General features: G+C 69.7%; 20 protein-coding genes. 15 read left to right on the forward strand and 5 right to left on the reverse strand.

All coding sequences use genetic code 11. The features are described from left to right. Nucleotides 1-102: 102 nt before the first annotated feature. From BUQ68_RS10035 to BUQ68_RS10075, 9 genes are all read left to right on the forward strand, one after another. The gene (locus tag BUQ68_RS10035; protein ID WP_075215842.1) at nucleotides 103-1,248 is read left to right on the forward strand and encodes an iron-containing alcohol dehydrogenase; all 1,146 of its coding nucleotides are present in this window, start codon (nucleotides 103-105) and stop codon (nucleotides 1,246-1,248) included. 93 nt (nucleotides 1,249-1,341) lie between these two features. Continuing rightward, complete coding sequence (locus BUQ68_RS10040; protein WP_075215843.1) at nucleotides 1,342-2,853, forward strand: aldehyde dehydrogenase; 1,512 nt, start codon at nucleotides 1,342-1,344, stop codon at nucleotides 2,851-2,853. A gap of 145 nt (nucleotides 2,854-2,998) precedes the next feature. Beyond that, a complete protein-coding gene (locus tag BUQ68_RS10045; protein ID WP_075215844.1) occupies nucleotides 2,999-4,111 on the forward strand; it encodes a mandelate racemase/muconate lactonizing enzyme family protein in 1,113 nt (370 codons plus the stop codon). A 110-nt stretch (nucleotides 4,112-4,221) separates the two neighbouring features. Further along, complete coding sequence (locus BUQ68_RS10050) at nucleotides 4,222-5,850, forward strand: ABC transporter substrate-binding protein (RefSeq protein WP_075215845.1); 1,629 nt, start codon at nucleotides 4,222-4,224, stop codon at nucleotides 5,848-5,850. Nucleotides 5,851-6,890: 1,040 nt separating this feature from the next. After that, complete coding sequence (locus BUQ68_RS10055; protein WP_075215846.1) at nucleotides 6,891-7,847, forward strand: ABC transporter permease; 957 nt, start codon at nucleotides 6,891-6,893, stop codon at nucleotides 7,845-7,847. Beyond that, entirely contained in the window at nucleotides 7,844-8,713 is an 870-nt protein-coding gene (locus BUQ68_RS10060) for an ABC transporter permease (RefSeq protein ID WP_075215847.1), read from the forward strand. Before BUQ68_RS10055 ends, BUQ68_RS10060 begins: the two co-directional genes overlap by 4 nt. 46 nt (nucleotides 8,714-8,759) lie before the next feature. Beyond that, nucleotides 8,760-10,361: a dipeptide ABC transporter ATP-binding protein gene (locus BUQ68_RS10065; RefSeq protein WP_075215848.1), complete on the forward strand. Its 1,602-nt coding sequence runs from the start codon at nucleotides 8,760-8,762 to the stop codon at nucleotides 10,359-10,361. A gap of 45 nt (nucleotides 10,362-10,406) precedes the next feature. After that, nucleotides 10,407-11,531, forward strand: coding sequence for an FAD-dependent oxidoreductase (locus BUQ68_RS10070; protein WP_075215849.1), 1,125 nt, complete (start codon nucleotides 10,407-10,409; stop codon nucleotides 11,529-11,531). Nucleotides 11,532-11,651: 120 nt separating this feature from the next. Beyond that, nucleotides 11,652-13,016, forward strand: a complete 1,365-nt coding sequence (locus BUQ68_RS10075) for an aromatic ring-hydroxylating oxygenase subunit alpha (protein ID WP_083656460.1) — start codon at nucleotides 11,652-11,654, stop codon at nucleotides 13,014-13,016. A 686-nt stretch (nucleotides 13,017-13,702) separates the two neighbouring features. On the opposite strand, the gene BUQ68_RS10080 is transcribed toward BUQ68_RS10075, so the two are convergent. The 5 genes from BUQ68_RS10080 to rpsF all read right to left on the reverse strand — a co-directional run bounded on the left by BUQ68_RS10080 (nucleotide 13,703) and on the right by rpsF (nucleotide 18,247). Then, nucleotides 13,703-15,190 (reverse strand): replicative DNA helicase, encoded by a 1,488-nt coding sequence (locus tag BUQ68_RS10080; protein WP_075215851.1) that lies wholly within the window; start codon nucleotides 15,188-15,190, stop codon nucleotides 13,703-13,705. 642 nt (nucleotides 15,191-15,832) lie between these two features. Next, nucleotides 15,833-16,393, reverse strand: coding sequence for a 50S ribosomal protein L9 (gene rplI, locus BUQ68_RS10085; protein ID WP_075215852.1), 561 nt, complete (start codon nucleotides 16,391-16,393; stop codon nucleotides 15,833-15,835). A gap of 57 nt (nucleotides 16,394-16,450) precedes the next feature. Further along, entirely contained in the window at nucleotides 16,451-17,392 is a 942-nt protein-coding gene (locus BUQ68_RS10090; protein ID WP_139315198.1) for a DUF2232 domain-containing protein, read from the reverse strand. A gap of 148 nt (nucleotides 17,393-17,540) precedes the next feature. Beyond that, a complete protein-coding gene (rpsR, locus tag BUQ68_RS10095) occupies nucleotides 17,541-17,789 on the reverse strand; it encodes a 30S ribosomal protein S18 (RefSeq protein WP_075215854.1) in 249 nt (82 codons plus the stop codon). Then, nucleotides 17,789-18,247, reverse strand: coding sequence for a 30S ribosomal protein S6 (gene rpsF, locus BUQ68_RS10100; RefSeq protein WP_075215855.1), 459 nt, complete (start codon nucleotides 18,245-18,247; stop codon nucleotides 17,789-17,791). Before rpsF ends, rpsR begins: the two co-directional genes overlap by 1 nt. Nucleotides 18,248-18,589: 342 nt before the next feature. On the opposite strand from rpsF, the gene BUQ68_RS10105 reads away from it, so the two are divergent. The 6 genes from BUQ68_RS10105 to fabF all read left to right on the forward strand — a co-directional run bounded on the left by BUQ68_RS10105 (nucleotide 18,590) and on the right by fabF (nucleotide 23,451). Beyond that, a complete protein-coding gene (locus BUQ68_RS10105) occupies nucleotides 18,590-19,243 on the forward strand; it encodes a Crp/Fnr family transcriptional regulator (RefSeq protein ID WP_075215856.1) in 654 nt (217 codons plus the stop codon). 113 nt (nucleotides 19,244-19,356) lie between these two features. Next, entirely contained in the window at nucleotides 19,357-19,560 is a 204-nt protein-coding gene (locus tag BUQ68_RS10110) for a YgaP family membrane protein (protein ID WP_075215857.1), read from the forward strand. Between the two features lie 94 nt (nucleotides 19,561-19,654). Beyond that, nucleotides 19,655-20,602 carry an ACP S-malonyltransferase gene (gene fabD, locus BUQ68_RS10115; protein WP_075216108.1) on the forward strand — a complete coding sequence of 316 codons (948 nt, stop codon included), beginning with the start codon at nucleotides 19,655-19,657 and terminating at the stop codon, nucleotides 20,600-20,602. 147 nt (nucleotides 20,603-20,749) lie between these two features. Continuing rightward, nucleotides 20,750-21,487: a 3-oxoacyl-[acyl-carrier-protein] reductase gene (fabG, locus tag BUQ68_RS10120; protein ID WP_075215858.1), complete on the forward strand. Its 738-nt coding sequence runs from the start codon at nucleotides 20,750-20,752 to the stop codon at nucleotides 21,485-21,487. Between the two features lie 284 nt (nucleotides 21,488-21,771). Beyond that, nucleotides 21,772-22,008 carry an acyl carrier protein gene (locus BUQ68_RS10125; RefSeq protein ID WP_075215859.1) on the forward strand — a complete coding sequence of 79 codons (237 nt, stop codon included), beginning with the start codon at nucleotides 21,772-21,774 and terminating at the stop codon, nucleotides 22,006-22,008. A 177-nt stretch (nucleotides 22,009-22,185) separates the two neighbouring features. After that, nucleotides 22,186-23,451 (forward strand): beta-ketoacyl-ACP synthase II, encoded by a 1,266-nt coding sequence (gene fabF / locus BUQ68_RS10130; RefSeq protein ID WP_075215860.1) that lies wholly within the window; start codon nucleotides 22,186-22,188, stop codon nucleotides 23,449-23,451. Nucleotides 23,452-23,467 lie beyond the last annotated feature (16 nt).

The raw sequence follows: 23,467 nt of genomic DNA on the forward strand, positions 1-23,467 counted from the left end.
CCCGGCGTTCGCCGGGATGACGGGTTGGGGTCGGGATGGCGACGCCTGGCCGGGATGACGGCGAGACTTCGTGACGACGGGCACTTGGGGGAGTGACGGGCGATGATGCTGGACCGCGTGCCGCGCATGATCCAGGAGGAGGGGGCGCTCGACAGGATCGGGACGCTGGCGGCGCGCTATGCGCCGGCGGGGGCCGTGCTGCTGGTCGCCGATCCGGGGCTGAAGGCGGCCGGGATCACCGACCGGGCGATCGCCGCGCTGACCGGCGCGGGCATGCACCCGGTGGTGTTCGACGCCTTCAAGTCGGACCCGACGACCGCCTCCACCGACGCGGCGGCGGCGCTCGCGCGGGAGATCGGCGCGGGGCTGGTGGTGGCGCTCGGCGGCGGGTCGGCGCTCGACCTCGGCAAGGCGGTCGCCTGCGTGGCGCCGGGGGCGCTTTCATCCGAAGCCTACGCGCTATGCGCCAACCCCTTGCCGGCAAAGCCGCTGCCGAAGATCTGCGTGCCGACCACATCGGGCACGGGGTCGGAGACCACGCGGGTGTCCGTGCTCAGTCTCGCCGACGGCTCCAAGGTCTGGCTCTGGGGCGACGAGATGAAGGCCGAGGAGGTCGTGCTCGATCCGACGGTGACGGTGGGTCTGCCGGCGCATCTGACGGCGGCGACCGGGATCGACGCCTTCGTGCACGCCATGGAGGCGGCCACCAACGTGAACGCCACGGCGGCGAACGACGTCTACGCCCACGCGGCCATCGGGCTCGTCACGCGCCATCTGATGACGGCGGTGGAGCGGCCGGGGGATCTGAAGGCCCGCGCCGGGCTGCAACTGGCGGCGGCGCTGGCGGGCGTCGCGATCGACAACGCCGGTACTGCGATCGGCCACAACATCGGCCATGCGCTCGCCTCGCTCCGGCCCATCCACCACGGGCGTGCGGTCGGCGTCGCGGTGCTGGCGACGCTTGCCTGGAACGCCGCGGAGGATCCGGACGGCCGGTTCGCCGCCGTCGCCGCCGCCATGGGCGAGACGGGCGGCGCGGCAGCGCTGGCGCCCGCCTACGAGCGGCTGCTGCGGGCGAGCGGCGTGACGGTTTCGCTGGCCGGGGAAGGCTTCGACGGCATCACGGCGGCGGCGCTCGCCGCCAAGATGGCGGCGCCGGAAAACGCGCCCATGCGGCGGGCGAACGCCAGGACGGTGAGCGACGAGGACCTGATGGTCTTCGCCGAGCGCGTGCTGACGCAGGTGTAGATCTCGGCGCGACCTTCCATCAGGGCCTTCGCGCTCCCGTCCAAGGCTCGGGCGGATCACGTTTTTTCATCCGACGACAAGGCGACCGACCCGATGAACAAGCCCGCCGTCTTCCCCGCCACCCGCGCCGATTGGGAAGCCGCCGCCTCGGTGCTGAAGCCGGAGGCGTCGCATTTCATCGACGGCGCCTTCGTCGCCAGCCGGTCGGGCGAGACCTTCGCCAAGGTGTCGCCGGTGGACGGGCGCGTGGTGGCGGAGGTGGCGGCCGGCGGCGCGGCGGACGTGGACCGTGCGGTCGCAAGCGCCCGGGCGGCCTTCGAGGACGGGCGCTGGCGCGGGCTGGAGCCGAAGCAGCGCAAGGCGGTGCTGCACCGGTTCGCCGACCTCGTCCGCGCGCACACCCAGGAGCTGGCGCTCCTGGAGACGCTGGACGTGGGCAAGCCGATCTCCGATTCGCTCGCCGTCGACGCGCCGTTCGCGGCGGACTGCATCCAGTATTACGCCGAGTTCGCCGACAAGCTGGTGGACGAGATCGCCCCGACCGGGCCGGCGGACCTGGCGCTGATCCGGCGCGAGCCGCTCGGCGTGGTGGGCGCCATCGTGCCGTGGAACTACCCGCTGATCATCACCGCCTGGAAGCTCGGGCCGGCGCTGGTGGCGGGCAATTCGGTGGTGCTGAAGCCGGCTGAGCAAAGCCCTCTGTCGGCTCTGCTTCTGGCGCGGCTCGCCGCCGACGCCGGACTGCCGGACGGCGTCCTGAACGTGGTGACGGGCTTCGGCGAGGCGGCCGGCGCGCCGCTGGCGCTCCACGGCGACGTGGACATGATCACCTTCACCGGCTCCACCGAAGTCGGCAAGCTGATGCTGGAGGCCTCCGCCCGTTCCAACATGAAGCGGGTGGCGCTGGAATGCGGCGGCAAGAGCCCGCACGTGGTGCTGGCCGACTGCGGCGACCTCGACGCGGTGGCGTCCGGCATCGCCTGGGGGATCTTCTACAACCAGGGCGAGACCTGCCACGCGGGCAGCCGGGTGATCGTGGACGCGCGGATCAAGGACGCGCTGGTGGAGAAGATCGCCGCGCACGCCGCCACCATCACCCTCGGCCACGCGCTCGACCCGGCCTCGCGCATGGCCGCCCTGGTGGAGAAGCGCCACGCGGACCGGGTGCTCGACTATGTGGCGATCGGCGTCCGTGAAGGCGCCCGGCTGGCGCTCGGCGGCCGGCGGGCGGACGACCTGCCGGGCGGCTCCTATGTGGAGGCGACCATTCTCGATGGGGTGCAGCCGGAGCACCGGGTTGCCCGCGAGGAGATCTTCGGGCCGGTGCTGACCGTGCTGACCTTCGACGACGAGGCGGACGCGGTGCGGCTTGCCAACGACAGCATCTACGGCCTCGCCGCCGCGGTCTGGACCCGCGACATGGGCAAGGCGCACCGGCTGTCGTCGGCGATCCGGGCCGGCACCGTATGGGTGAACTGCTACGACCGGTCGAGCCTCGCGACCCCGTTCGGCGGCTTCAAGCAGTCCGGCTTCGGCCGCGACCGGAGCCCGCACGCCATCGACAAGTACATGGATTTCAAGACCGTCTGGACCCATTTCGGCTGACGGACGGGGGATACCAAGCTCCTGAAGTCCCGACCTGCCGGGCCTTCAGGAGCGCAGGCAAGCCCGAAAGGGCGCCGGCCGGTCAGGCCGTAACGCTCGAGAAGGTCGGACGAGTCCGAGCTTTTCGAGCCAGGTATGAGGACACATGGCCAAGATCGAGCGCATCACCATCACCCACCACCGGCTGCCGCTGGACCCGCCGTTCGTGGCGTCGTGGGATTCGCGGCCGCGCGGGCACTTCGACGCGACGGTGGTGCGCGTTGCGACCGACGAGGGCCACGAGGGCGTCGCCTCCGGCGACCTGATGCTGGGCTTCGCCGGGCACGAGCACCTGTTCGTCGGCGAGGATCCGCTGCGGATCGAGCGGCACTACCGGGTGCTGTCGCACCTCGACTTCCACTACGGCCGCTCCTGGCCGCTCGACCTGGCGCTCTGGGATCTCGCCGGCAAGATCACCGGACAGCCGGTGTGGAAGCTCCTCGGCGGGCTCAACGACAAGGTGCGCGCCTACGCCTCGTCCGGCACGCTGCGCGATCCGGGCGGCATGGCGGAGACAGCGGAGCGCTTCCTCGGCGAGGGCTATCCGGCCATGAAGATCCGCTTCCAGCGGGGCCGCTGGCAGGACGACATCAAGGCGCTGGAGGCGGTGCGGGCGCGGGTCGGCGACCGACTGACCCTGATGGTGGACTGCAACCAGGGCTGGCGCATGCCCTGGGACACGGTCGCGCCGTGGACCTTCAAGGACGCCCTGCAGGTGGGGCGGGAGCTGGAGCGGCTTTCCGTCTACTGGATGGAGGAGCCGCTGCACCGGGCCGACCGGGAGGGCATGCGGCGCCTGCGCGAGGCGGTGGACGTGCGCATCGCCGGCGGCGAGATGACCCGCGAGCTCTCCGCCTTCCGCGACCTCGTGCGCGACGGCTGCCTGGACGTGCTGCAGCCGGACGCGGCGCTCGTCGGGGGAATCACCGGGCTCCGGCGGGTGGCGCTGATGGCGCAGGAGCACAACGTGGCGTTCACGCCGCACACCTGGACCAACGGCATGGGCGTTGCCGCCAACGCGCACCTGACGGCCGCGCTTTCCGATGCGCCCTTCCTGGAATTCCCCTACGATCCGCCCGAATGGAGCCTCGCCCGCCGGGACTACATGATGGCGGAGCCGCTTCTCGCGGACGGCGAGGGGTGGATCCGTCTCGGCGACACGCCGGGCCTCGGCATCGCGCCCGATGAGGAGAGACTGCGCGCGACGGCACTTTCATGACAGTTTCGCAAACCTGAAGCACGGTGGCCGGATCGGTTCGGGATCAATACAAAACAGGGGACCACCCGAACCCCCCGCCACCTGAAAAACCCCTGAGGAGGACGACGAGCATGCGTTTCAAGCTCTGGACCAACAGCGGCCGACCCACCCATTCGAAGGTGGAAGGCCTCTGCGAGCAGGTGGCGAACGGCGAGATCGACCGCCGCGCCTTCCTGCGCACCGTGTGCCTTCTCGGCGTCTCGGCCGTGTCGGCGAATGCCTTCCTCGGCGAGATCGGCATGCCGATGGTCTCGGCCGCCGCCGCCCAGGAGACGCCGAAGGCCGGCGGGACCCTGCGCTTCGCCTGCCAGATCCAGGAGATCACCGACCCGATGCTGGTGAACTGGGTCGAGGCGTCGGACCTCATCCGCAACTCGTGCGAATTCCTCACCGAGGTGGACGAGAACAACGTCACGCATCCCTATCTGGCCGAGAGCTGGGATCCGTCCGAGGACCTGAAGACCTGGACGTTCAAGCTGCGCCAAGGCGTGAAGTGGACGAACGGCGACGACTTCAACGCCGATGACGTGATCTTCAACCTGAAGCGCTGGACCGAGAAGGATTCGGCGTCGCCGAACCGCACCTCCTTCGAGATGATCACCAACATCGAGAAGAAGGGCGACCACGAGATCGTGCTGACCCTCAGCCAGCCGAACCTCGCCATCCCGGAGATGCTCTACGCCTTCACCTGCGCCATCGTGAACCGCAACTTCGCGGGCGACTGGTCGAAGGACCCGGTCGGCACCGGGCCGTTCGTCCTCACCGAGTACGCGGTGGGCCAGAAGGCCTTCTTCAAGCGCAACGATGCCTACTGGGGCGAGAAGGCGCTGCTCGACGAGATCCAGTACATCGACCTCGGCGCCGACGTGGCCGCCCATGTGGCGGCGCTCGCGGCCGGGCAGGTGGACCTCCTCTACCGCATCACGATCGCCGAGCTCGACCTCGTGGAGAAGCTGCCGAACGTGACGCTGCTCACCGGCAACGCGGCGCAGACCCTCTGCATCCGCATGCAGCCGCAGAAGCCGTTCGACGACATCCGCGTCCGCAAGGCGCTGGTGATGGCGGCCGACAACCAGCAGATCCTGGACATCGCCTACCGCGGCAAGGGCGTCGTCGGCGAGAACCACCACGTGGCGCCGTTCCATCCGGAATACGCCGAGCTGCCGAAGCAGGCCCGCGACGTGGAAGGCGCCAAGAAGCTCCTCGCCGAGGCCGGCTATCCGGACGGGCTGGACGTGGAGCTCGTGGTCGGCAACACCCAGGGCAAGTGGGAGCAGGACACGGCGCAGATCCTGCAGCAGCAGGCGGCCGAGGCCGGCATCCGCATCAAGCTCAACGTGATGCCCGCCACCGAGTACTGGAATATCTGGGACAAGGCCCCGTTCTCGCTCACCTTCTGGTCGCACCGCCCGCTAGGCGTGATGACGCTGAACCTGGCCTACCGCACCGGCGCGGTGTGGAACGAGGCCAAGTACTCGGATCCGGCGTTCGACGCCGCGCTCGACAAGGCGATGGGCATCGTCGACCCGAAGGAGCGCTCGGCCGCCATGGTGGACGTGGAGAAGATCCTCCAGGACGCCGCCGTGATGGTGCAGCCCTACTGGGCCGGCAAGTTCACCGCCCACGCCAAGACGGTGCAGAACTTCAAGCTGCACCCGTCGGACTACTTCAAGATGGACAAGGTCTGGCTGTCCGCGTGAGGGGAGTAGGGGTGGGGATGGGTGGTGTGCTCCTGTGGTGGGGGTGCGCGCTGCCGCCCCATCTTCCACCGTCATCCCGGCGAACGCCGGGATCCAACCGACGGTGGGGAGACCGGACCGTTGTGGATGATCTCGCCTGCGGTTGGGCCCCGGCGTTCGCCGGGGTGACGACCTGGATGGGAGGGAGGGTGTGAGCCTTCGGGTTCATGGCCCTCCACCGCCTCGACCTCCGTCATGGTCCGCGCAGGCGGACCACCCACGCGTTCCGGTGCGCCGGGCGAATGCGTGGGTGGTCCGGCTGAACCGGACCATGGCGATGGGAGAGGGGGTTGGGACGGAGGGTGTGCTCCTGTGGTGGGGGTGCGCGCCGCCGCCGCCTCATCCTCCACCGTCATCCCGCCGAACGCCGGGATCCAACCGACGGTGAGGAGACCGGACCGTTGTGGATGATCTCGCCTGCGGTTGGGCCCCAGCTTTCGCGGGGGTAACGACCTGGACGGGAGGGAGGGTGTGAACCTTCGGGTTCATGGCCCTCCACCGCCTCGACCTCCGTCATGGTCCGCGCAGGCGGACCACCCACGCTTTCCGGTGCGACGGGCGAATGCGTGGGTGGTCCGGCTGAACCGGACCATGACGATGGGGGAGGGGTTGGGACGGGGGGTGTGCTCTCGTGGTGGGGGTGCGCGCTGTCGCCGTCCCACCGCCACCGTCATCCCGGCGAACGCCGGGATCCAACCGACGGTGGAAGAACCGGACCGTTGTGGATGATCTCGCCTGCGGTTGGGCCCCGGCTTTCGCCGGGGTGACGACCTGGACGGGAGGGAGGGTGTGAAACTTAGGGTTCATTGCCCTCCACCGCCACCTCCTCCGCCATGGTCCGCTTGAGGGTCCACCCACGCTTTCCGGCCGGCCGAGCAGCGTTCGGGGCGTCCGTCCTGCCCCTTCAATCCTCGCCGGCATTCGTCGGCCAAATCGCGCGCATTCCGGTAGGATGGTTCGCCGGGCCGAAGGCGCCGTTCGTTCCAACCCGAAAGGTCGCGATGCTAGCCGCAGTTCTGAAGAAACTCGCCGAAGTCGTCGGCGCCATGCTGGTGGTGTCCTTCATCGTCTTCCTGGTGCTGGAAGCGAACGTGGAGGATGTGGCCGTTAAGGTGCTGGGGGCCTATTCGGCGCCCGACCAGCGAGCCGCCTGGCTGGAGGCGAACGGCTACCTGGATCCGTTCCTGGTGCGCTACGTGCGATGGCTGTGGGACTTCGTGACCCTCGACTGGGGCCAGTCGACCCTCTTCCGGGTGCCGGTGACAGAGATCCTGCCGCAGCGGCTTGCGATGACCGGCATCCTCGCCGGCGTGACGCTGGTGGTCTCCACCGTGCTGTCGCTGGTGCTCGGCATCCTCGCCGGCATGAACGAAGGGTCCATCACCGACCGGACGGTGTCCTTCGTGTCGGTGCTGACCACGTCCATCCCGGAGTTCGCCACGGCGGTGTTCCTCTCCGCCATCTTCGTGTTCTGGCTCGGCTGGCTGCCGGGCGCCTCCACCATGATCAGCGGCTTCACGGCGCGCGAGCTGGTGCTGCCGGTGGCGGTGCTGACGCTCTATTCGGCCGGCTACCTCGCCCGCATCACCCGCGCCTCCATGGTGGAGGCGATGCGCAGCCCCTATGTGCGCACGGCGCTGATGAAGGGCGCCTCCACGTCGCGCATCGTGCTGCAGCACGCGCTCCGCAACGCGCTGATCGCCCCGGTGACGGTGATCATGCTGCACATTCCGTGGCTTCTCTCCGGCGTGATCGTCGTGGAGGTCTTCTTCGCCTACAAGGGTTTCGGGACGCTGCTCTACGAGGCGGCGCTCAACTCCGACGTCTTCCTGATCGAGGCGTGCGCCATGGTGAGCGTGGTGGTGGTGGTCGCCACCCAGCTCATCTCCGACGGGCTCTACCGCCTGCTCAACCCGCGCCTTCGCGTCAGCGCCAAACCTGCCGGAGCGACAGCATGACCGCCATCGAGACCCGCAAGGCCGGCTTTCGCGTGCCCGCCGTCCTCAAAAGCCCGACCGTGGTGATCGGCGCCGTGTTCGTCGGCATCTGGGTGTTCGCCGCGCTGTTCGCCCCCTGGATCGCGCCCTACGACCCGTTGCAGAGCCGCGCGCCGCTGCAGCTGCCGATGACGCGGGGGCCGGACGGCTCGCTCTACCTGCTCGGCACCGACCTCCTCGGCCGCGACATCCTCTCGCGCCTCCTCTACGGGGCGCGGGCCGTGGTGCTGTGGGCGGGCCTTGCCACCGCCACCGCCTTCACCGTGGGGCTGGCGATGGGGCTCGTCGCCGGCTTCTACAAGGGTTGGGTCGACAAGGTGCTGTCCTTCATCGCCAACGTCATCCTCTCCTTCCCGGTGCTGGTGCTCTACATCCTGGTGATCGTCACCTTCGGGGCGTCGGGGCTCAACATCGTGCTCGCGGTGACCTTCGCGTCGGCGCCGGGCATCTTCCGCATCGTGCGGGCGCTCACCATCGACATCGCGGCGCAGGACTACGTGGCCGCCGCCATCGTGCAGGGCGAAAGCCCATGGCGGATCATGGTGGTGGAGATCCTGCCGAACGCCGCCGGGCCGCTCGTCGTCGACGCGTGCCTGCGGCTCGGCTACACCACCATCACCATCGGCGTGCTCGGCTTCCTCGGTCTCGGCCTGCCGCCGCCGACGCCCGACTGGGGCAGCATGGTGAACGACGGCCGGCCGATGGCCATCGCCTTCCCGCACATGGTGATCTTCCCCTGCATCGCCATCTCGATGATGACGCTCGGCCTCAGCCTTCTTGCCGACGGCATCCGCGAAGTCAGCCTGAAGCAGGGGCGCGGGTCGTGAGGTCCGCCCGCCCCGCTCGATCCCTGCGCATACCCGGAGCCACGCCATGACCGCCGATTCCGTCGTCTCCGTGGAGAACCTCTCGGTCCGCCTGCCGCGCGGGGCCGACCGGCCGTTCGCGGTGGAAAACGTGACGCTGGACGTGCGCAAGGGGGAGATCCTCTGCGTCGTCGGCGAGTCCGGCTCGGGCAAGTCGGTGCTGTCCGCCGCCGTCATGGGCGCGCTGCCGCGCGGGCTCGCCTTCGGCGGCGGGCGGGTGCTGTTCGGCGGCCAGGACCTGACCACGCTGAAGCCGCGGGCGCTGCGGGCGATGCGGGGCAAGGACATCGCCATGGTGTTCCAGGACCCGATCGCCTCGCTGAACCCGGCCATCCCGGTCGGCCTGCAGGTGGAGGAGGTGTTCCAGATCCACACCGACCTGAAGCCCGAGGAGCGGCGGGCGCGGGCGATGGCGCTCCTGGAGTCCACGCACCTGCCGGATCCGGCGCGCATCCACGGGGCCTATCCGCACCAGATCTCCGGCGGCCAGTGCCAGCGCGTGGTGATCGCCATGGCGCTCGCGCTCGACCCCAAGCTCCTCATCGCGGACGAACCGACGACCGCGCTCGACGTCACCACCCAGGCGCAGATCCTGAAGCTCTTCAACGAGCTGCGCGGCGGCAGCCAGCACGGCATCCTGTTCATCACCCACGATTTCGGCGTGGTGCGCGAGGTGGCCGACCGGGTGGCGGTGATGCGCCACGGCCAGCTGGTGGAGATCGGTCCGGCCGCCGACGTGCTGGACCGGCCGACCCACGCCTACACGCGCACGCTGATCGCCTCCGTGCCGTCGCTGAACCCGCCGGCGCGGACCACGGATCTTACGGCCCCACCAGCCCTGAAGGCCGACGACCTCGTTGCCTTCTACGGCCCGGTGAAAGCGCTGAAGGACGTGTCGGTGACCATCCCGAAGGGCTCCACCCTGGCGGTGGTGGGCGAATCCGGGTCGGGCAAGTCGACGCTGGCGCGGACCATCATCCGCCTGCACGAGCCGGACAGCGGCACGATCGCTGTCGGCGGCGTCGACTATACGGCGCTGAAGGGCCGCGACCTGCAGGAGCGGCGGCGGCTCATCCAGATGATCTTCCAGAACCCGTTCGGCTCGCTCAACCCGCGCCGCACGGTGGGCGACGTCCTGATGCGGGCGGGCGTGCTCGGCGGCCAGACGGCCACCGCGGCGCGGGCGCGGGCGCTGGAACTGCTCGACCTGGTGCGGCTGCCGCGCGAGGCCTTCGACCGGCGGCCGGACGCGTTTTCCGGCGGCCAGCGGCAGCGCATCTCCATCGCCCGGGCGCTCGCCATGAACCCGGAGATCGTGATCGCCGACGAGAGCGTGTCGGCGCTCGACGTCTCCGTCCAGGCGCAGGTGCTGAACCTCCTCGACGACCTGCAGAAGAAGACCGGCATGACCATGCTGTTCATCACCCACGATCTTCGGGTGGCGGCGCAGATCGCCGACCATATCGCCGTGATGAAACGCGGCGAGGTGGTGGAGTATGGTCTCGCCCGGGACGTGCTGCGCCGGCCGCAGCATCCCTACACCCGCGACCTGGTGGCCGCCGCGCCGGGCCAGACGCGCGAGGAAGGGCAGGGCGCCGCGGCCGAATAGGCCTTTGCGGTCGAACCGATGGCCGCGAGAGAAGAGGGACGGGTGATGGCATCGCCGCACGTGATCGTCGTCGGCGCCGGGATCGGCGGCCTTTCCGTCGCCTGGGCGCTCGCCCGCCGGGGCGCGCGGGTGGAGGTGGTCGACCAGGGGCCGATCCCGAACCCGCTCTCCTCGTCCCATGACGAGCACCGGATCATCCGCCACGCCTACGGCTTCCTCTCCGGCTACGGCCGGCTCGCCGGGGCTGCCTATGCAGCCTGGGAAACGCTCTGGGCCGACATCGGCCGGCGGCATTTCGTGGAGACCGGGTCGATCTTCACCTTCCGCGGCGACGACGGGTGGGCGCAGGCCTCCATCGCCGTGATGGCCGAGACCGGCGCGGTGATCCGGCCGCTGCCGCTGTCGGTGCTCGCCGGGAAGGCGCCGATGTTGACGACCGACGGCCTGGTGGCCGCCTACGAGACCGAGGGCGACGGGCTGCTCTTCTGCCGGCGCATCCTGGCCGACCTCGTCGTGCACCTCGCCCGGCTCGGCGCGCGCTTCCACCCGCGAACCCGTGTGCTCGACGTGGACCCGGAGGCCTGCACGGTGACGACGGACGCGGGCGTGCTCAAGGGCGACGCGGTGGTGGCGGCGGCGGGCGCCTGGACGCCGCGGCTGCTGCCCGCTTTCGCGGCGGACCTCACGCCGTCGCGCCAGGCGGTGATGTATCTGGCGCCGCCGGCCTCGCTCGCCGCCGCCTGGGACCGGGCGCCGGTGATCGTGGACTTCAACGGCGAGGCCGGCACCTACACCATCCCGCCGCGCGCCGGCACGCGGCTGAAGGTGGGCGACCACGTGTTCACCCGGGCCGGCGATCCGGACGGGGACCGGGTGGCGACGGCCGACGACGTGGCGCGCCTGCGCGCGGCGGCAGCGGGCGCCTTTGCGGGATTTCAGGATTATACGGTGCTGGAGGAGAAGATCTGCTTCTACACCGTCAGGGAGGACGAGACCTTCCTTGCCGTGCCGATCGGCCGGGCCGGCTACGTGCTCTCGGCCTGCTCCGGCCACGGCTTCAAGTTCGGCCCGCTGATCGGCGGCTTCGTCGCCGAGGCGGTGTTTGGCGAGCGCTCCGGCGCCGACCTCACGGCCGTCGTCGGCGGCGACGCAAATCTCCTCGTGGTGTGACGCAAATCGCCGGTCGCATGCTCTTCCGCCGGCCGGGAATCGGCCGCAGAGTGGGGGGATGACGGCGGACGCCCCCGCGCCCGCCGGGAACACCCGCGCCGGACGGGGTCCGGTCGTTCCATGCTGAGGTCGCCGATGCTGCCGGCCGAACTGACGTCGCTTGAGACCCACGCGCTGGACCTCCTGCGCACCCGCAAGAAGCACTGGAGCCTGCCGCAGGCCTTCTACACGGAAGAAGCCTTCCACGAACTCGACCTCCGGCACATGTTCGGGCGGCAGTGGATCTTCGTGTCGCTCTCCTGCGAGGTGCCGAACCCGGGCGACTGGATCACCGTGGAGGTCGGCCGCGACTCCATCATCATCCTGCGCGACAACGACCGGCAGATCCGCGCCTTCCACAATTCCTGCCGCCACCGCGGCTCGCGCATCTGCCTGGAGCATCAGGGCAAGGCCAAGCGGCTCGTCTGCCCCTACCACCAGTGGACCTACGACCTCACCGGCGAGCTGATCCGCACCCGCTACATGGAGGGCGATTTCGACCGGTCGGAGTTCGGGCTGAAGCGGGTGCACTGCGAGAACCTGGCCGGCTACATCTTCCTCTGCCTTGCCGACGATCCGCCGCCGTTCGACCGGTTCCGGCGCGACCTGGAGCCCTTCATCGCCCGCCAGGACATCGAGAACGCCAAGATCGCCTACACCCAGGTGCTGCACGAGAAGGCCAACTGGAAGCTCGTGATGGAGAACAACCGGGAGTGCTATCACTGCTCGGCCAACCATCCGGAGCTCTTGCGCACCCTCGCCGAGTTCGACGACCCGACCGACCCGCGCGTCGACCCCAAGTACGTGGACCTGATGCAGCGGAAAAACGCCGAATGGGCCGCCGAGGGCATCCCGCACGGGCCGACGGATCCGAACATCCGCTACCGGGCGGTGCGGCTGCCCTTCATCGACGGCCACCAGTCCATGACCCTGGACGGCAAGCTCGCCTGCAAGCGCCTGATGAGCGACTTCACCGACTACGACCTCGGCTCGGTGCGCATGCTCTCGCTGCCGAACAACTGGAACCACCTGCTCTCCGACCACATGATGGCCTTCCGGGTGATGCCGATCTCCGCCCGCGAGACGATCGTCACCACCAAGTGGCTGGTGCACAAGGACGCGGTGGAAGGCGTCGACTACGACGTGGACAACCTGACCGCCGTCTGGAAGGCCACCAACGAGCAGGACAAGGAGCTGGCCGAGTGGAACCAGCTCGGCATCGAGAGCTCCCGCTACGAGCCCGGCCCCTATTCGGGCGTGATCGAGATGGGCGTGCGCGACCTGATCCAGTGGTACACGGACGAACTGGAAGCCTCCCTCTGCCACGACCTCGGCCTGCCCCCGCCGGTCGTCGGCACCGCGCCGACCGAGCGCGCGGTCTACGCCCCGCCACCGGGACGGAGCGCGGGCGCCGGGTCACGCGCGGCGGTGGCGCCGGCGGAGTGAGGGAGGCGGTCGCGGGTGCGTCGGGGGCGGTGGCCAGAGGGGGCGGTCGCGGGTGCGTTGGGAGCGGTGCCGGCGGTGGTGTGAGGGAGGCGGTCGCGGATGCGTCAGGGCGCGCGCGATCGAAGGCGGCGTGAGGGCCGAGGCGAGATCGGCCATACCCGCCCACATGTCATCCCCGCACGTCATCCCGGCGGACGCCGGGATCCAGCCGACGGCGGGGGCTGGGAGACGGTGCGGATGATGGCACCGACGGTTGGGCCCCGGCTTTCGCCGGGGTGACGATCGCGCGTGACGGGCAGGGCGCGTTCGCCCCGTTGGGACAGCGCCCTCGTTCCCTGCACACCTCCATCGTCTTGGTCCGGTTCAGCCGGACCAGCCACGCTTTCCGCCGGGAGGCGTCGAGACAATGCGTGGGTGGTCCGCCTGCGCGGACCATGACGATGTCGAGGCGAGGGTGGGCTTCAGCCGCGGCCGCAGCCCGGTCCTCGGATGCGCTCGCTCGCCACTCCCGCCCGCGCGATCGTCATGGTCCGGTTCAGCCGGACCACCCACGCTTTCCTCCGGGTGATGTCCTGACAATGCGTGGGTGGTCCGCCTGCGCCGACCATGACGATCGGGGGCGGGTGGGGGAGGGGAAGGAGCCGGCGATCCCGGGGGCTGTCGCCCGCGGCGGACCGAACCTCCTCCTACTCCATCCGTTCCGGCAGGTAGTCCTCGCGCGCGAGGTTGCCGAAGCGGGTGAATTGGGCCTCGAAGGCGAGTTGGACGGTGCCGGTGGGGCCGTGGCGCTGTTTGGCGACGATCACCTCGGCCTTGCCGGTGACGGCCTCCATCTCGGCGGCCCACTTGAAGAAGTCCTCTGTGCCTTCCTTCGGCTTCTTCGACTGCAGGTAGTACTCGTCGCGGTAGATGAACATCACCACGTCGGCGTCCTGCTCGATGGAGCCGGATTCGCGCAGGTCCGCCAGCTGCGGGCGCTTGTCGTCGCGGTTCTCCACCTGGCGGGAGAGCTGGGAGAGCGCCACGACCGGCACCGCCAGCTCCTTGGCGAGGGCCTTCAGGCCGGTGGTGATCTCGGTGATCTCCTGCACGCGGCCGTTGGACTGGGAGCGCGACGAGCCGGAGAGGAGCTGCAGGTAGTCGACGATCAGAAGGTCGAGGCCGCGCTGGCGCTTCAGGCGGCGGGCGCGGGCGGCGAGCTGGGCGATGGAGATGCCGCCGGTGTGGTCGATGTAGAGCGGCAGCGTTTGCATCTGCTGGGCGACGGCGGCGAGCTTGGCGAACTGGTTCTCGTCGATGGCGCCGCGGCGGATGTCGGAGGAGGAGATCTCCGCCTGCTCGGCCAGGATACGCGTGGCGAGCTGCTCGGACGACATTTCCAGCGAGAAGAAGCCCACGATGCCGCCGTTCACCGTCTTCAGCGCGCCGTCGGACTGCTCCACCGCCTCGTAGGCGGCGGCCACGTTGTAGGCGATGTTGGTGACGAGCGACGTCTTGCCCATGGCCGGACGGGCGGCGAGGATCACCAGGTCGGAACGCTGCAGGCCGCCCATCTGGCGGTCGAGGTCGCTGAGGCCGGTGGAGATGCCCGACAGGTGGCCGTCGCGCTGGTAGGCGGCGGCGGCCATGTCGATGGCATCGCGCAGCGCGTCGGAGAAGGCGTGGAAGCCGCCCTCATAGCGGCCCGTCTCGGCAAGCTCGAACAGGCGCCGCTCCGCGTCCTCGATCTGGGCGCGCGGCGGCATGTCGATCGGCGCGTCGAAGGCGATGTTGACCATGTCCTCGCCGATGCGGATCAGGTTCCGGCGCACCGCGAGGTCGTGGATGATGCGGCCGTAGTCCTCCGCGTTGATGATGCTGGTCGCCTCCTGCACCAGGCGGAGCAGGTACTGCGTCACCGGCATCTCGGCGATCTGCATGTCGGAAGGGTAGAAGGTCTTCAGCGAGATCGGCGAGGCGACCTTGCCGGCGCGGATCAGCTGGCCGATCTTCTCGTAGATGCCCTTGTGCTGCTCGACGAAGAAATGCTGCGCCTCCAGGAAATCCGAGACGCGGAAAAAGGTCTCGTTGTTCATCAGCATGGTGCCGAGCAGCTGCCGTTCCGCCTCCACGTTGTGGGGGGCCGAGCGGGTGAGCTGGGTGGCGTCTTCGATCTTGCGAGCCTGCGCGACCATCTGCGGCAAGGGTCCTTCAAACGGAACGGCGGTGGCGCCGGGGTGGTCTGTGATAGCGCTTCCGATCCCCGGCCGGGCAAACCGTTAACGACTATGAGTCCTATCCACAGCCCCCCGCCGCAGGGCAGCCACAGGGGGGCTAAATCGCCGACGGCTAATTGACTCCAGTGTAAGGCGATTCGCGTCAGCGCGTGTCAGGAGTTGGCGGGGGCGAGGGGGGCGGCGGGGGCGGGATTGCGCGAAAAATCGTGAGTGCGAGAGGGGTACGATGCGCATGATGCATGCGTTGGGGGGTGGTCCGGTGCGGTTGACAAACCCTCTGGCGTCAGGGTCCGCACAGGCGGACCAGTCACGCATTCTCGAGAGGCACTGCGCAGGAGAAAAGCGTGGGTGGTCCGCCTGCGCGGACCATGACGATGGGGGCGGGTGGGGGCTTTGTGGGCGCTGGACGACAAGCCCTCGCCGCGCGCCAGACCCTCCGCAGTCATGGTCCGCTTGAAGCGGACCATGACGATTACGGCGTGCGGTGACGGGCGGAACGGCCCTTCGCCCCCCCCCAGCCCCATCCCCGAAATGCCACGCGGCGCCGACCCCTTCGGGGTGGCGCCGCGTGGCGTGCTGCTGCTCGCGTCGGGAAGCGGATCAGGCTTCCTCGTCGCCGCCCTCTTCGTCCATCACCGAGCCGACTTCGCGCACGAAAGTCTCTTCGCGGGCGCCGGCGGTCATGTCCTCGCCGCGGGCCTGGCGGTTGGCTTCGTCCTCGGAGCGGGCGATGTTGAGGGTGATGGTGGCGGTCACTTCCGGATGGAGGAAGATCTCCACGTTGTGGAGGCCGATCTCCTTCAGCGGGAAGTTCAGCGAGACCTGGCTGCGGCCGACGGTGTAGCCGGCTTCGGCCAGGATGTCGCAGATGTCGCGGCTCGACACCGAGCCGTAGAGCTGGCCGGTCTCGGCGGCCTGGCGGACCACCACGAAGGAGCGCTGGTCGAGGCTGGTCTTGACCTGGTCGGCGTCGCGGCGGCGCTCGGCGTTGCGCTCTTCCAGGCTGGAGCGCTCGCGCTCGAACTTGGACATGTTCTCCTTGGTGGCGCGGAGGGCCTTGCCCTGCGGCAGCAGGAAATTGCGGGCAAAGCCGTCGCGAACGCGGACGGTCTCGCCGAGGTTGCCGAGCTTGGCGACGCGCTCGAGCAGGATCACGTGCATGGGTAGTCTCCTGTGGTCAGTCCGTTGGATCGGGTCATCAAGGGGCCGCGCGGTCCGTCAGGTGCCGGCGGCGTTGGGCTTTTTGCCGCCGCGAAGGCTCCGGATGGCGTCCGCCATGCCGGCGAGCGCCATGAAGAGAAGCGGCAGCGAGAAGAGGAAGGTGAAGGTGTAGAGGAGGCCGAGGATCATGGTCCGCGCCGGCAGGCCGCGGGTGAGCACGTGCACCACCGCGAACCCCTGGAAGGCGAAGCCCATGCCGACCGCCCCGGCGACGGCGCCGGCCATCAGGCCGAGCGGGCTGTCGGAGAGGGCGGCGACGGCGGCAAGCGCGAACACGGGCACGAAGGTCGCCGGCAGGCCGATGGTGTCCGGGATGGAGTCCCAGGGCCGCTGCAGCCGGCCGGACACCTTGACCACGCGGGCGCCGAGCCAGATCACCAAGGCCATGACGCTCATCCACAGCATGGCGGTGGTGACCGGCATGATGCGGACGTAGACGCGGGTGGCGTCGAGCATCACCTGCCGGTCGGGCGTCGGCACCGTCGGGTCGGTGTTGAGCGCCGCGAGCGTGTCGGCGAGGGTGCCGGACATCTCGTCGATGTCGAGCCCGACGAGCCAGCCGGCCACCACCAGGGTGACGGCGGTGATGATCGTCATGGAGGTGAGCACGCGCCAGAGCGGGTACCACTCCAGCGAGCCGTCCTCGTCGCGCGGACGGGCGAGGCCGATCACGTGGCCGTACCAGGCGGCGGGGCCGGAGGCGACCAGCAGGTAGCCGAAGCCGAGCTCCGGCGCCGTGGTGACGCCGACGAACACCGCCGCGGCAAGCCCCGCGAGGGCGCCGGCGATGGTGCCCCAGCCGAGGCTGGCGATCAGGATGGGAAGCGGGGAAAGGAGAAGGAGCGGCGCGCCGAGGGCTCCGCCGCCGAGAACGGCGGAGAAGAGCAGGGCGGAAACGAATCCGCCCGCGAGTCCCATCAAGGCTTGCGACAGTGTCACGATCGTCTCTTCGCTGTCCCGCTAAGGGCGGTTAGGGGGACCGGGCCGGTTGGCCGTCTCCCAACTTGCGGTGGAGCCGCGGGGCTGTGGCTCCGCGGCGCCGGATGGCGCGAGGCGACGGAGGCGAGGGGCCTCCGCCGCGGGTCGATCACTTGATCACGAACGGGATCAGGCCGAGGATGCGGGCGCGCTTGATCGCCTTGGCGAGCTCGCGCTGCTTCTTGGCCGACACGGCGGTGATGCGGGACGGGACGATCTTGCCGCGCTCGGAGATGTAGCGCTGCAGGAGACGCACGTCCTTGTAGTCGATCTTCGGGGCGTTCGCGCCGGAGAACGGGCAGGTCTTCCGGCGACGGAAGAACGGCCGGCGGGTCGGGAGCTGGTTGATGTCGACCATTATTCGTTGCCTCCGAACTCGGCGTCACGGCGCGGGCCGCGCTCGAAGCGGTCGCGGCGCGGGCCGCGGTCGCCACGATCCCCACGGGGACCCCGGTCGCCGCGCGGGCCGTCACGGCCGTCGCGATCGTCCCGGTCGCGCTTCTGGAGCATGGCCGAGGGGCCTTCCTCCAGTTCGTCGACGCGGATCGTCATGGAGCGGAGGACGTCCTCGGAAATGCTCTGCTGACGCTCCAGCTCGGCGATCGCCGCATGCGGCGCGTCGAGGTTGAGGAGGACGTAGTGCGCCTTCCGGTTCTTCTTCATGCGGTAGGCCAGGGCCTTCAGACCCCAGTTCTCCACCTTCTTGACCTGCCCACCGAGACCCTCGATGACGGTCTTGTACTGGTCGACCATGGTTTCGACCTGCTGGGCCGAAACGTCCTGGCGGGCCAGGAACACGTGCTCGTAGAGCGCCATGCTTTGACAGCCTTTCTTCATCCATACGTTCGCCCGGCGACAAGCCTCTGCGAACCCATGGAAAGGCTCGACAGATGAAGGTATCGAGAGCGGAGACACGGGAAGCGGGATCGATGGTCTGATCCACGCCGGGCGTTCCTTGATGGAAACACGCGGCCTTCCGTTCAGCCCCCAGCCGGGCATCGCCGTTGGGGCGATCGCGGCCGTTTAGCCGAAACGGGCCGGGAACGCAAGGCCGGGCCATCCCGATCGGTGCTCCATCCGCTTGCATGGTCCCGCGTGAACGCCATCTTTGCTATGGATGGGATCCGCCACTTCGGCTGACCGAAAGAGGGCGACGGCATGCTCGGCGACGACGACATCGGGCCTCCCCTGGACCTTCTCGACCCGGAGGGTCTGGCGCTTCTGCGGCGGCAGGCGAGCCGCGTCTCGCTGCCGGCGGGCGCGCACGCCTTCCATGCGGGCGATCCGTGCTCGGCCTATCTCCTGGTGCGGCGGGGCCGGGTGCGGGTGCAGCTTGTGGCCGAGAACGGGCGGGAGATCGTGCTCTACCGGGTGACGCCGGGGGAGAGCTGCGTGCTCACCACGTCCGGCCTCTTCGCCCACGAGCCCTATGCGGCGGAGGGCATCTGCGAGACCGCCGTGGAGGCGCTGGCGGTGCCGGTGGAGACCTTCCGCGACCTCCTCGGCGTCAGCATGGCCTTCCGCGACCTGGTGCTCGGCGACTACGCCCGGCGCATCGGCGACATCCTCATCACCATGGACGGCGCCACCTCCCGCCACGTGACGGCGCGGCTCGCCACGGTGCTCCTGCGCGAGGCGACGGCGGACGGCGCGGTGCCGATGACCCATCACCAGCTGGCGATGGAACTCGGCACGGCGCGCGAGGTGGTGAGCCGGGCGCTGAAGCTCCTGGAGCGGCGCGGGCTCCTGACGCTGGCGCGCGGGCGCATCGACCTCAAGGACCGGGCGGGGCTGGCGCGGGCGGCGGACTGAACGGGTTTCTTGATGATCTTGGTGACCTCGTCACCGACAGGCGAGGCCGGCTTGTGGCCAGATGGCGTCAAGGCAGCCGCCGGCTGCCGCGACCCTTCAAGGAGACCCCCGCCATGTTCGCCACCAATATGGGTTCCGCCGACCGCCTGTTCCGCGCCGTCCTCGGCGTGCTCCTCCTCGCCTTCGCGCTCACCGGCTTGCCGGCGACCGGCTACAACTGGCTCGGCTGGATCGGCATCGTGCCGCTCGCCACCGCGGCGATCGGCTGGTGCCCGCTCTACGTGCCCTTCGGCATCCGCACCTGCCGCTCGGCCTGATCCGGCCGAACTGCGGCCGTCCGCCAGGACGGCTTGACACTCGCGTTCGCCCATGGTGACACCCGCCGCAACGACCAACGTGCGGGAGGTGATCATGGCGAACGCGTTCGTGTTTCCGGGGCAGGGCAGCCAGACCGTCGGCATGGGCAAGGCTCTGGCCGACGCCTATCCGGCCGCCCGGGCGGTGTTCGAGGAGGTGGACGACGCGCTCGGCGAAAAGCTGTCCGCCCTCATCTGGGACGGTCCGGAGGACGCGCTGACGCTGACGGCGAACGCACAGCCGGCGCTGATGGCCGTCTCCATGGCGGCGATCCGGGCGCTGGAAGCGGAGGGAATCGCCCTCAAGGACCACGCGGCCTACGTGGCCGGCCACTCGCTCGGCGAATACTCCGCGCTCGCCGCCGCCGGCAGCCTCTCGGTCGCCGACGCGGCACGCCTCCTGCGCACCCGCGGCGAGGCCATGCAGAAGGCGGTCGCGGTCGGGGCGGGCGCCATGGCGGCGCTGCTCGGGCTCGACTTCGAAGCCGCGGCGGCGGTGGCCGAGGAGGCCGCCGAGGGCGAGGTCTGCGAGGCGGCGAACGACAACGCACCCGGCCAGGTGGTGGTCTCCGGCCATCGGACGGCGGTGGAGCGGGCGCTGGAGATCGCCAAGACCAAGGGCGCCAAGCGCGCCGTGCTGCTGCCCGTCTCCGCGCCCTTCCATTGCGCCCTGATGAAGCCCGCCGCCGCCGTGATGGCCGAGGCGCTGGCGGCGGCGACGGTGAACGCCCCGGTGGTGCCGCTGGTCGCCAACGTGCTCGCCGCCCCGATCACCGACCCGGCGGAGATCCGCGCGCGCCTCGTTGAGCAGGTGACCGGCACCGTGCGGTGGCGCGAATCGGTGACCTGGCTGACCACCGCCGGCGGCGTCGACCGCATCCTGGAGGTGGGCGCCGGCAAGGTGCTGTCGGGCCTCGTCAAGCGCATCGCCAAGGACGCGACGGCCGCCTCCATGGGGGCGCCGGAGGATATCGCCGGCGCGCGGGCGCTGCTGCGGCTTTGACGTACACGCGCTGACGGAAGGGTCGGTGGGACGCTGCCCCGCCGGCTCGGCGCTTGACAAGACCGCACCCGGCGTGGTGACAGGCGGCGGACAATCGTCGGCGTCCGTTCGAGCGGGCGGCCCGACGAGCGGCAAAGGACCAGACCCATGTTCGACCTCACCGGCCTATCCGCCCTCGTCACCGGCGCCTCCGGCGGCATCGGCGGCGCGATCGCCAAGGCGCTGCACGCCCACGGCGCGACGGTGGTGATCTCCGGCACCCGCCAGGCGCCGCTGGATGAGCTGGCCGCCAGCCTCGGCGAGCGCGTCCACATCGCGACCGCCAACCTCTCCGACCGGGCGGCGGTGGATGGATTGCTGCAGACGGCCGAGGGGCAGACCGGCGGCATCGACATCCTGGTCAACAACGCCGGCATCACCCGCGACGGTCTCTTCATGCGCATGAAGGACGAGGACTGGGACCAGGTGATCGAGGTGAACCTCACCTCCGGCTTCCGGCTCACCCGCGCGGCCTTGAAGGGCATGATGAAGCGCCGCTTCGGCCGCATCATCGGCATCACGTCGGTGGTGGGCGTCACGGGCAACGCCGGGCAGGGCAACTACGCGGCGGCCAAGGCCGGCATGATCGGCATGACCAAGGCGCTCGCCCAGGAAGTGGCGACGCGCAACATCACCGCCAACTGCGTGGCGCCGGGCTTCATCGAGACCGCGATGACCGACGCCCTCAACGAGAAGCAGCGCGAGGCGGCGCTCGCCCAGGTGCCGGCCGGCCGGCTCGGCACGGGCGAGGAGATCGCCGCAGCCTGCGTCTACCTCGCCAGCCGCGAGGCCGCCTACGTGACCGGCCAGACGCTCCACGTCAACGGCGGCATGGCGATGATCTAAAACCGTTTTCCGGTGCGCAACCGGGCGCGCACCTCAGCCGGGGCGGGCGCCTCCCAGACTGGTCAACGCGGCGGAAGTATGATACCAAGCCGCCGATCCGTTCGGGAGTCGCCAGCGATACAATGGGAACCCACCACCTCCGGACCCATCGCTCCGGTGATCAGGACGGCCGCTCGATCCACGCTCGAATCCGAAACGACGAGAGTGGCGGCCGAACGTTCAAGTCCTGGTCCACACACCAAGTCCCGTTTCCAGATCTTTTAGCAACATGAGGATCTCCTAAGATGAGCGATGTCGCTGAGCGCGTGAAGAAAATCGTGATCGAGCATCTCGGCGTGGATGCCGAGAAGGTCACCCTGGAGGCCTCCTTCATCGAGGACCTGGGTGCCGACTCGCTCGACACGGTCGAGCTCGTGATGGCTTTCGAGGAGGAGTTCGGCGTCGAGATCCCGGACGACGCCGCCGAGACCATCCTGACGGTCGGCGACGCGGTCAAGTTCCTCGAGAAGGCCACCGGCTGATCCCGTCCGGATCAGGCCCTGTCCGAATGTCCTCGGGGGTGGCAGGTGGCGAACGGCCCGTCCGTTCTTCCACGTCCGCCCCCGCTGGCTTTTGAGGCCCCGGCCCGATCCCCATATGGGACCCAGCGGCCGACGAGAGCCCGCGCTGTCCCGCTCTAGCATGGAGGCGTTCCGCGTATGAGACGCGTCGTCATCACCGGTCTCGGCATGGTCACCCCGCTCGCCAACGGCGTCGAGGCGACCTGGAAGAGGCTCCTCGCCGGCGAAAGCGGTGCGCGGCGCATCGAAACGTTCCAGGTCGACGACCTGCCCTGCCAGATCGCCTGCGTGATCCCGCGCGGCGACGGCACCGACGGGACGTTCAACCCGGACGCCTATGTGGAGCCCAAGGAGCAGCGGAAGGTCGACGACTTCATCGTCTTCGCCATCGCGGCCGCCACCCAGGCGGTGGAGGACAGCGGCTGGACCCCGACCGATTACGAGGATCAGATCCGGTCCGGCGTCCTGATCGGGTCCGGCATCGGCGGCATCGAGGGGATCGTGGAGGCCGGCTACACGCTGCGGGACAAGGGTCCGCGGCGGGTGTCGCCCTTCTTCATTCCGGGCCGGCTGATCAACCTCGCCTCCGGCCACGTCTCCATCAAGTACGGCTTCAAGGGCCCGAACCACGCGGTGGTGACGGCCTGTTCCACCGGCGCCCACGCCATCGGCGACGCCGCCCGGCTGATCGCCCTCGACGACGCGGACGTGATGGTGGCTGGCGGCACGGAAAGCCCTGTGTGCCGGATCTCGGTCGCGGGCTTTGCCGCCTGCAAGGCGCTCTCCACCAGCTTCAACGACACGCCGACCGCCGCCTCGCGGCCCTACGACAAGGACCGCGACGGCTTCGTCATGGGCGAAGGCGCCGGCATCGTGGTGCTGGAGGAATTGGAGCACGCCAAGAAGCGCGGCGCCAAGATCTACGCCGAGGTGATCGGCTACGGCCTTTCCGGCGACGCCTTCCACATCACTGCCCCGGCCATGGACGGCGACGGCGCCTATCGCTGCATGCAGATGGCGCTGAAGCGCGCCGGCGTGTCGGCCGCCGACCTCGACTATGTGAACGCCCACGGCACCTCCACGCCGCTCGGCGACGAGATCGAGCTCGGCGCGGTGTCGCGGATCGTCGGCGACGCGGCGGCCGGCATCTCCATGTCGTCCACCAAGTCGATGACCGGGCATCTGCTCGGCGCCGCCGGCGCCATCGAGGCCATCTTCTCCACCCTGGCGATCCGCGACGGCGTGCTGCCGCCGACCATCAACCTGGAGAACCCCTCCGTGGAGACGGCGATCGACCTGGTGCCGAACGTCGCCAAGGAGAAGAAGGTGAAGGTGGCGCTGTCCAACTCGTTCGGCTTCGGCGGCACCAACGCCTCGCTGGTGCTGCGCGCGTTCGACGGTTGAACCGCGGGCCCGGCAC

This window comes from Mongoliimonas terrestris (assembly GCF_001927285.1).
Taxonomy (GTDB): Bacteria; Pseudomonadota; Alphaproteobacteria; order Rhizobiales; family Pleomorphomonadaceae; genus Chthonobacter; species Chthonobacter terrestris.

What these genes read in the sequence shown, in the direction of transcription:
- BUQ68_RS10035 (WP_075215842.1), top strand. Translation starts at nt 103, where the DNA reads ATGATGCTGGACCGCGTGCCGCGCATGATCCAGGAGGAGGGGGCGCTC.
- BUQ68_RS10040 (WP_075215843.1), top strand. Translation starts at nt 1,342, where the DNA reads ATGAACAAGCCCGCCGTCTTCCCCGCCACCCGCGCCGATTGGGAAGCC.
- BUQ68_RS10045 (WP_075215844.1), top strand. Translation starts at nt 2,999, where the DNA reads ATGGCCAAGATCGAGCGCATCACCATCACCCACCACCGGCTGCCGCTG.
- BUQ68_RS10050 (WP_075215845.1), top strand. Translation starts at nt 4,222, where the DNA reads ATGCGTTTCAAGCTCTGGACCAACAGCGGCCGACCCACCCATTCGAAG.
- BUQ68_RS10055 (WP_075215846.1), top strand. Translation starts at nt 6,891, where the DNA reads ATGCTAGCCGCAGTTCTGAAGAAACTCGCCGAAGTCGTCGGCGCCATG.
- BUQ68_RS10060 (WP_075215847.1), top strand. Translation starts at nt 7,844, where the DNA reads ATGACCGCCATCGAGACCCGCAAGGCCGGCTTTCGCGTGCCCGCCGTC.
- BUQ68_RS10065 (WP_075215848.1), top strand. Translation starts at nt 8,760, where the DNA reads ATGACCGCCGATTCCGTCGTCTCCGTGGAGAACCTCTCGGTCCGCCTG.
- BUQ68_RS10070 (WP_075215849.1), top strand. Translation starts at nt 10,407, where the DNA reads ATGGCATCGCCGCACGTGATCGTCGTCGGCGCCGGGATCGGCGGCCTT.
- BUQ68_RS10075 (WP_083656460.1), top strand. Translation starts at nt 11,652, where the DNA reads ATGCTGAGGTCGCCGATGCTGCCGGCCGAACTGACGTCGCTTGAGACC.
- BUQ68_RS10080 (WP_075215851.1), bottom strand. Translation starts at nt 15,190, where the DNA reads ATGGTCGCGCAGGCTCGCAAGATCGAAGACGCCACCCAGCTCACCCGC.
- rplI (WP_075215852.1), bottom strand. Translation starts at nt 16,393, where the DNA reads ATGCACGTGATCCTGCTCGAGCGCGTCGCCAAGCTCGGCAACCTCGGC.
- rpsR (WP_075215854.1), bottom strand. Translation starts at nt 17,789, where the DNA reads ATGGTCGACATCAACCAGCTCCCGACCCGCCGGCCGTTCTTCCGTCGC.
- rpsF (WP_075215855.1), bottom strand. Translation starts at nt 18,247, where the DNA reads ATGGCGCTCTACGAGCACGTGTTCCTGGCCCGCCAGGACGTTTCGGCC.
- BUQ68_RS10105 (WP_075215856.1), top strand. Translation starts at nt 18,590, where the DNA reads ATGCTCGGCGACGACGACATCGGGCCTCCCCTGGACCTTCTCGACCCG.
- BUQ68_RS10110 (WP_075215857.1), top strand. Translation starts at nt 19,357, where the DNA reads ATGTTCGCCACCAATATGGGTTCCGCCGACCGCCTGTTCCGCGCCGTC.
- fabD (WP_075216108.1), top strand. Translation starts at nt 19,655, where the DNA reads ATGGCGAACGCGTTCGTGTTTCCGGGGCAGGGCAGCCAGACCGTCGGC.
- fabG (WP_075215858.1), top strand. Translation starts at nt 20,750, where the DNA reads ATGTTCGACCTCACCGGCCTATCCGCCCTCGTCACCGGCGCCTCCGGC.
- BUQ68_RS10125 (WP_075215859.1), top strand. Translation starts at nt 21,772, where the DNA reads ATGAGCGATGTCGCTGAGCGCGTGAAGAAAATCGTGATCGAGCATCTC.
- fabF (WP_075215860.1), top strand. Translation starts at nt 22,186, where the DNA reads ATGAGACGCGTCGTCATCACCGGTCTCGGCATGGTCACCCCGCTCGCC.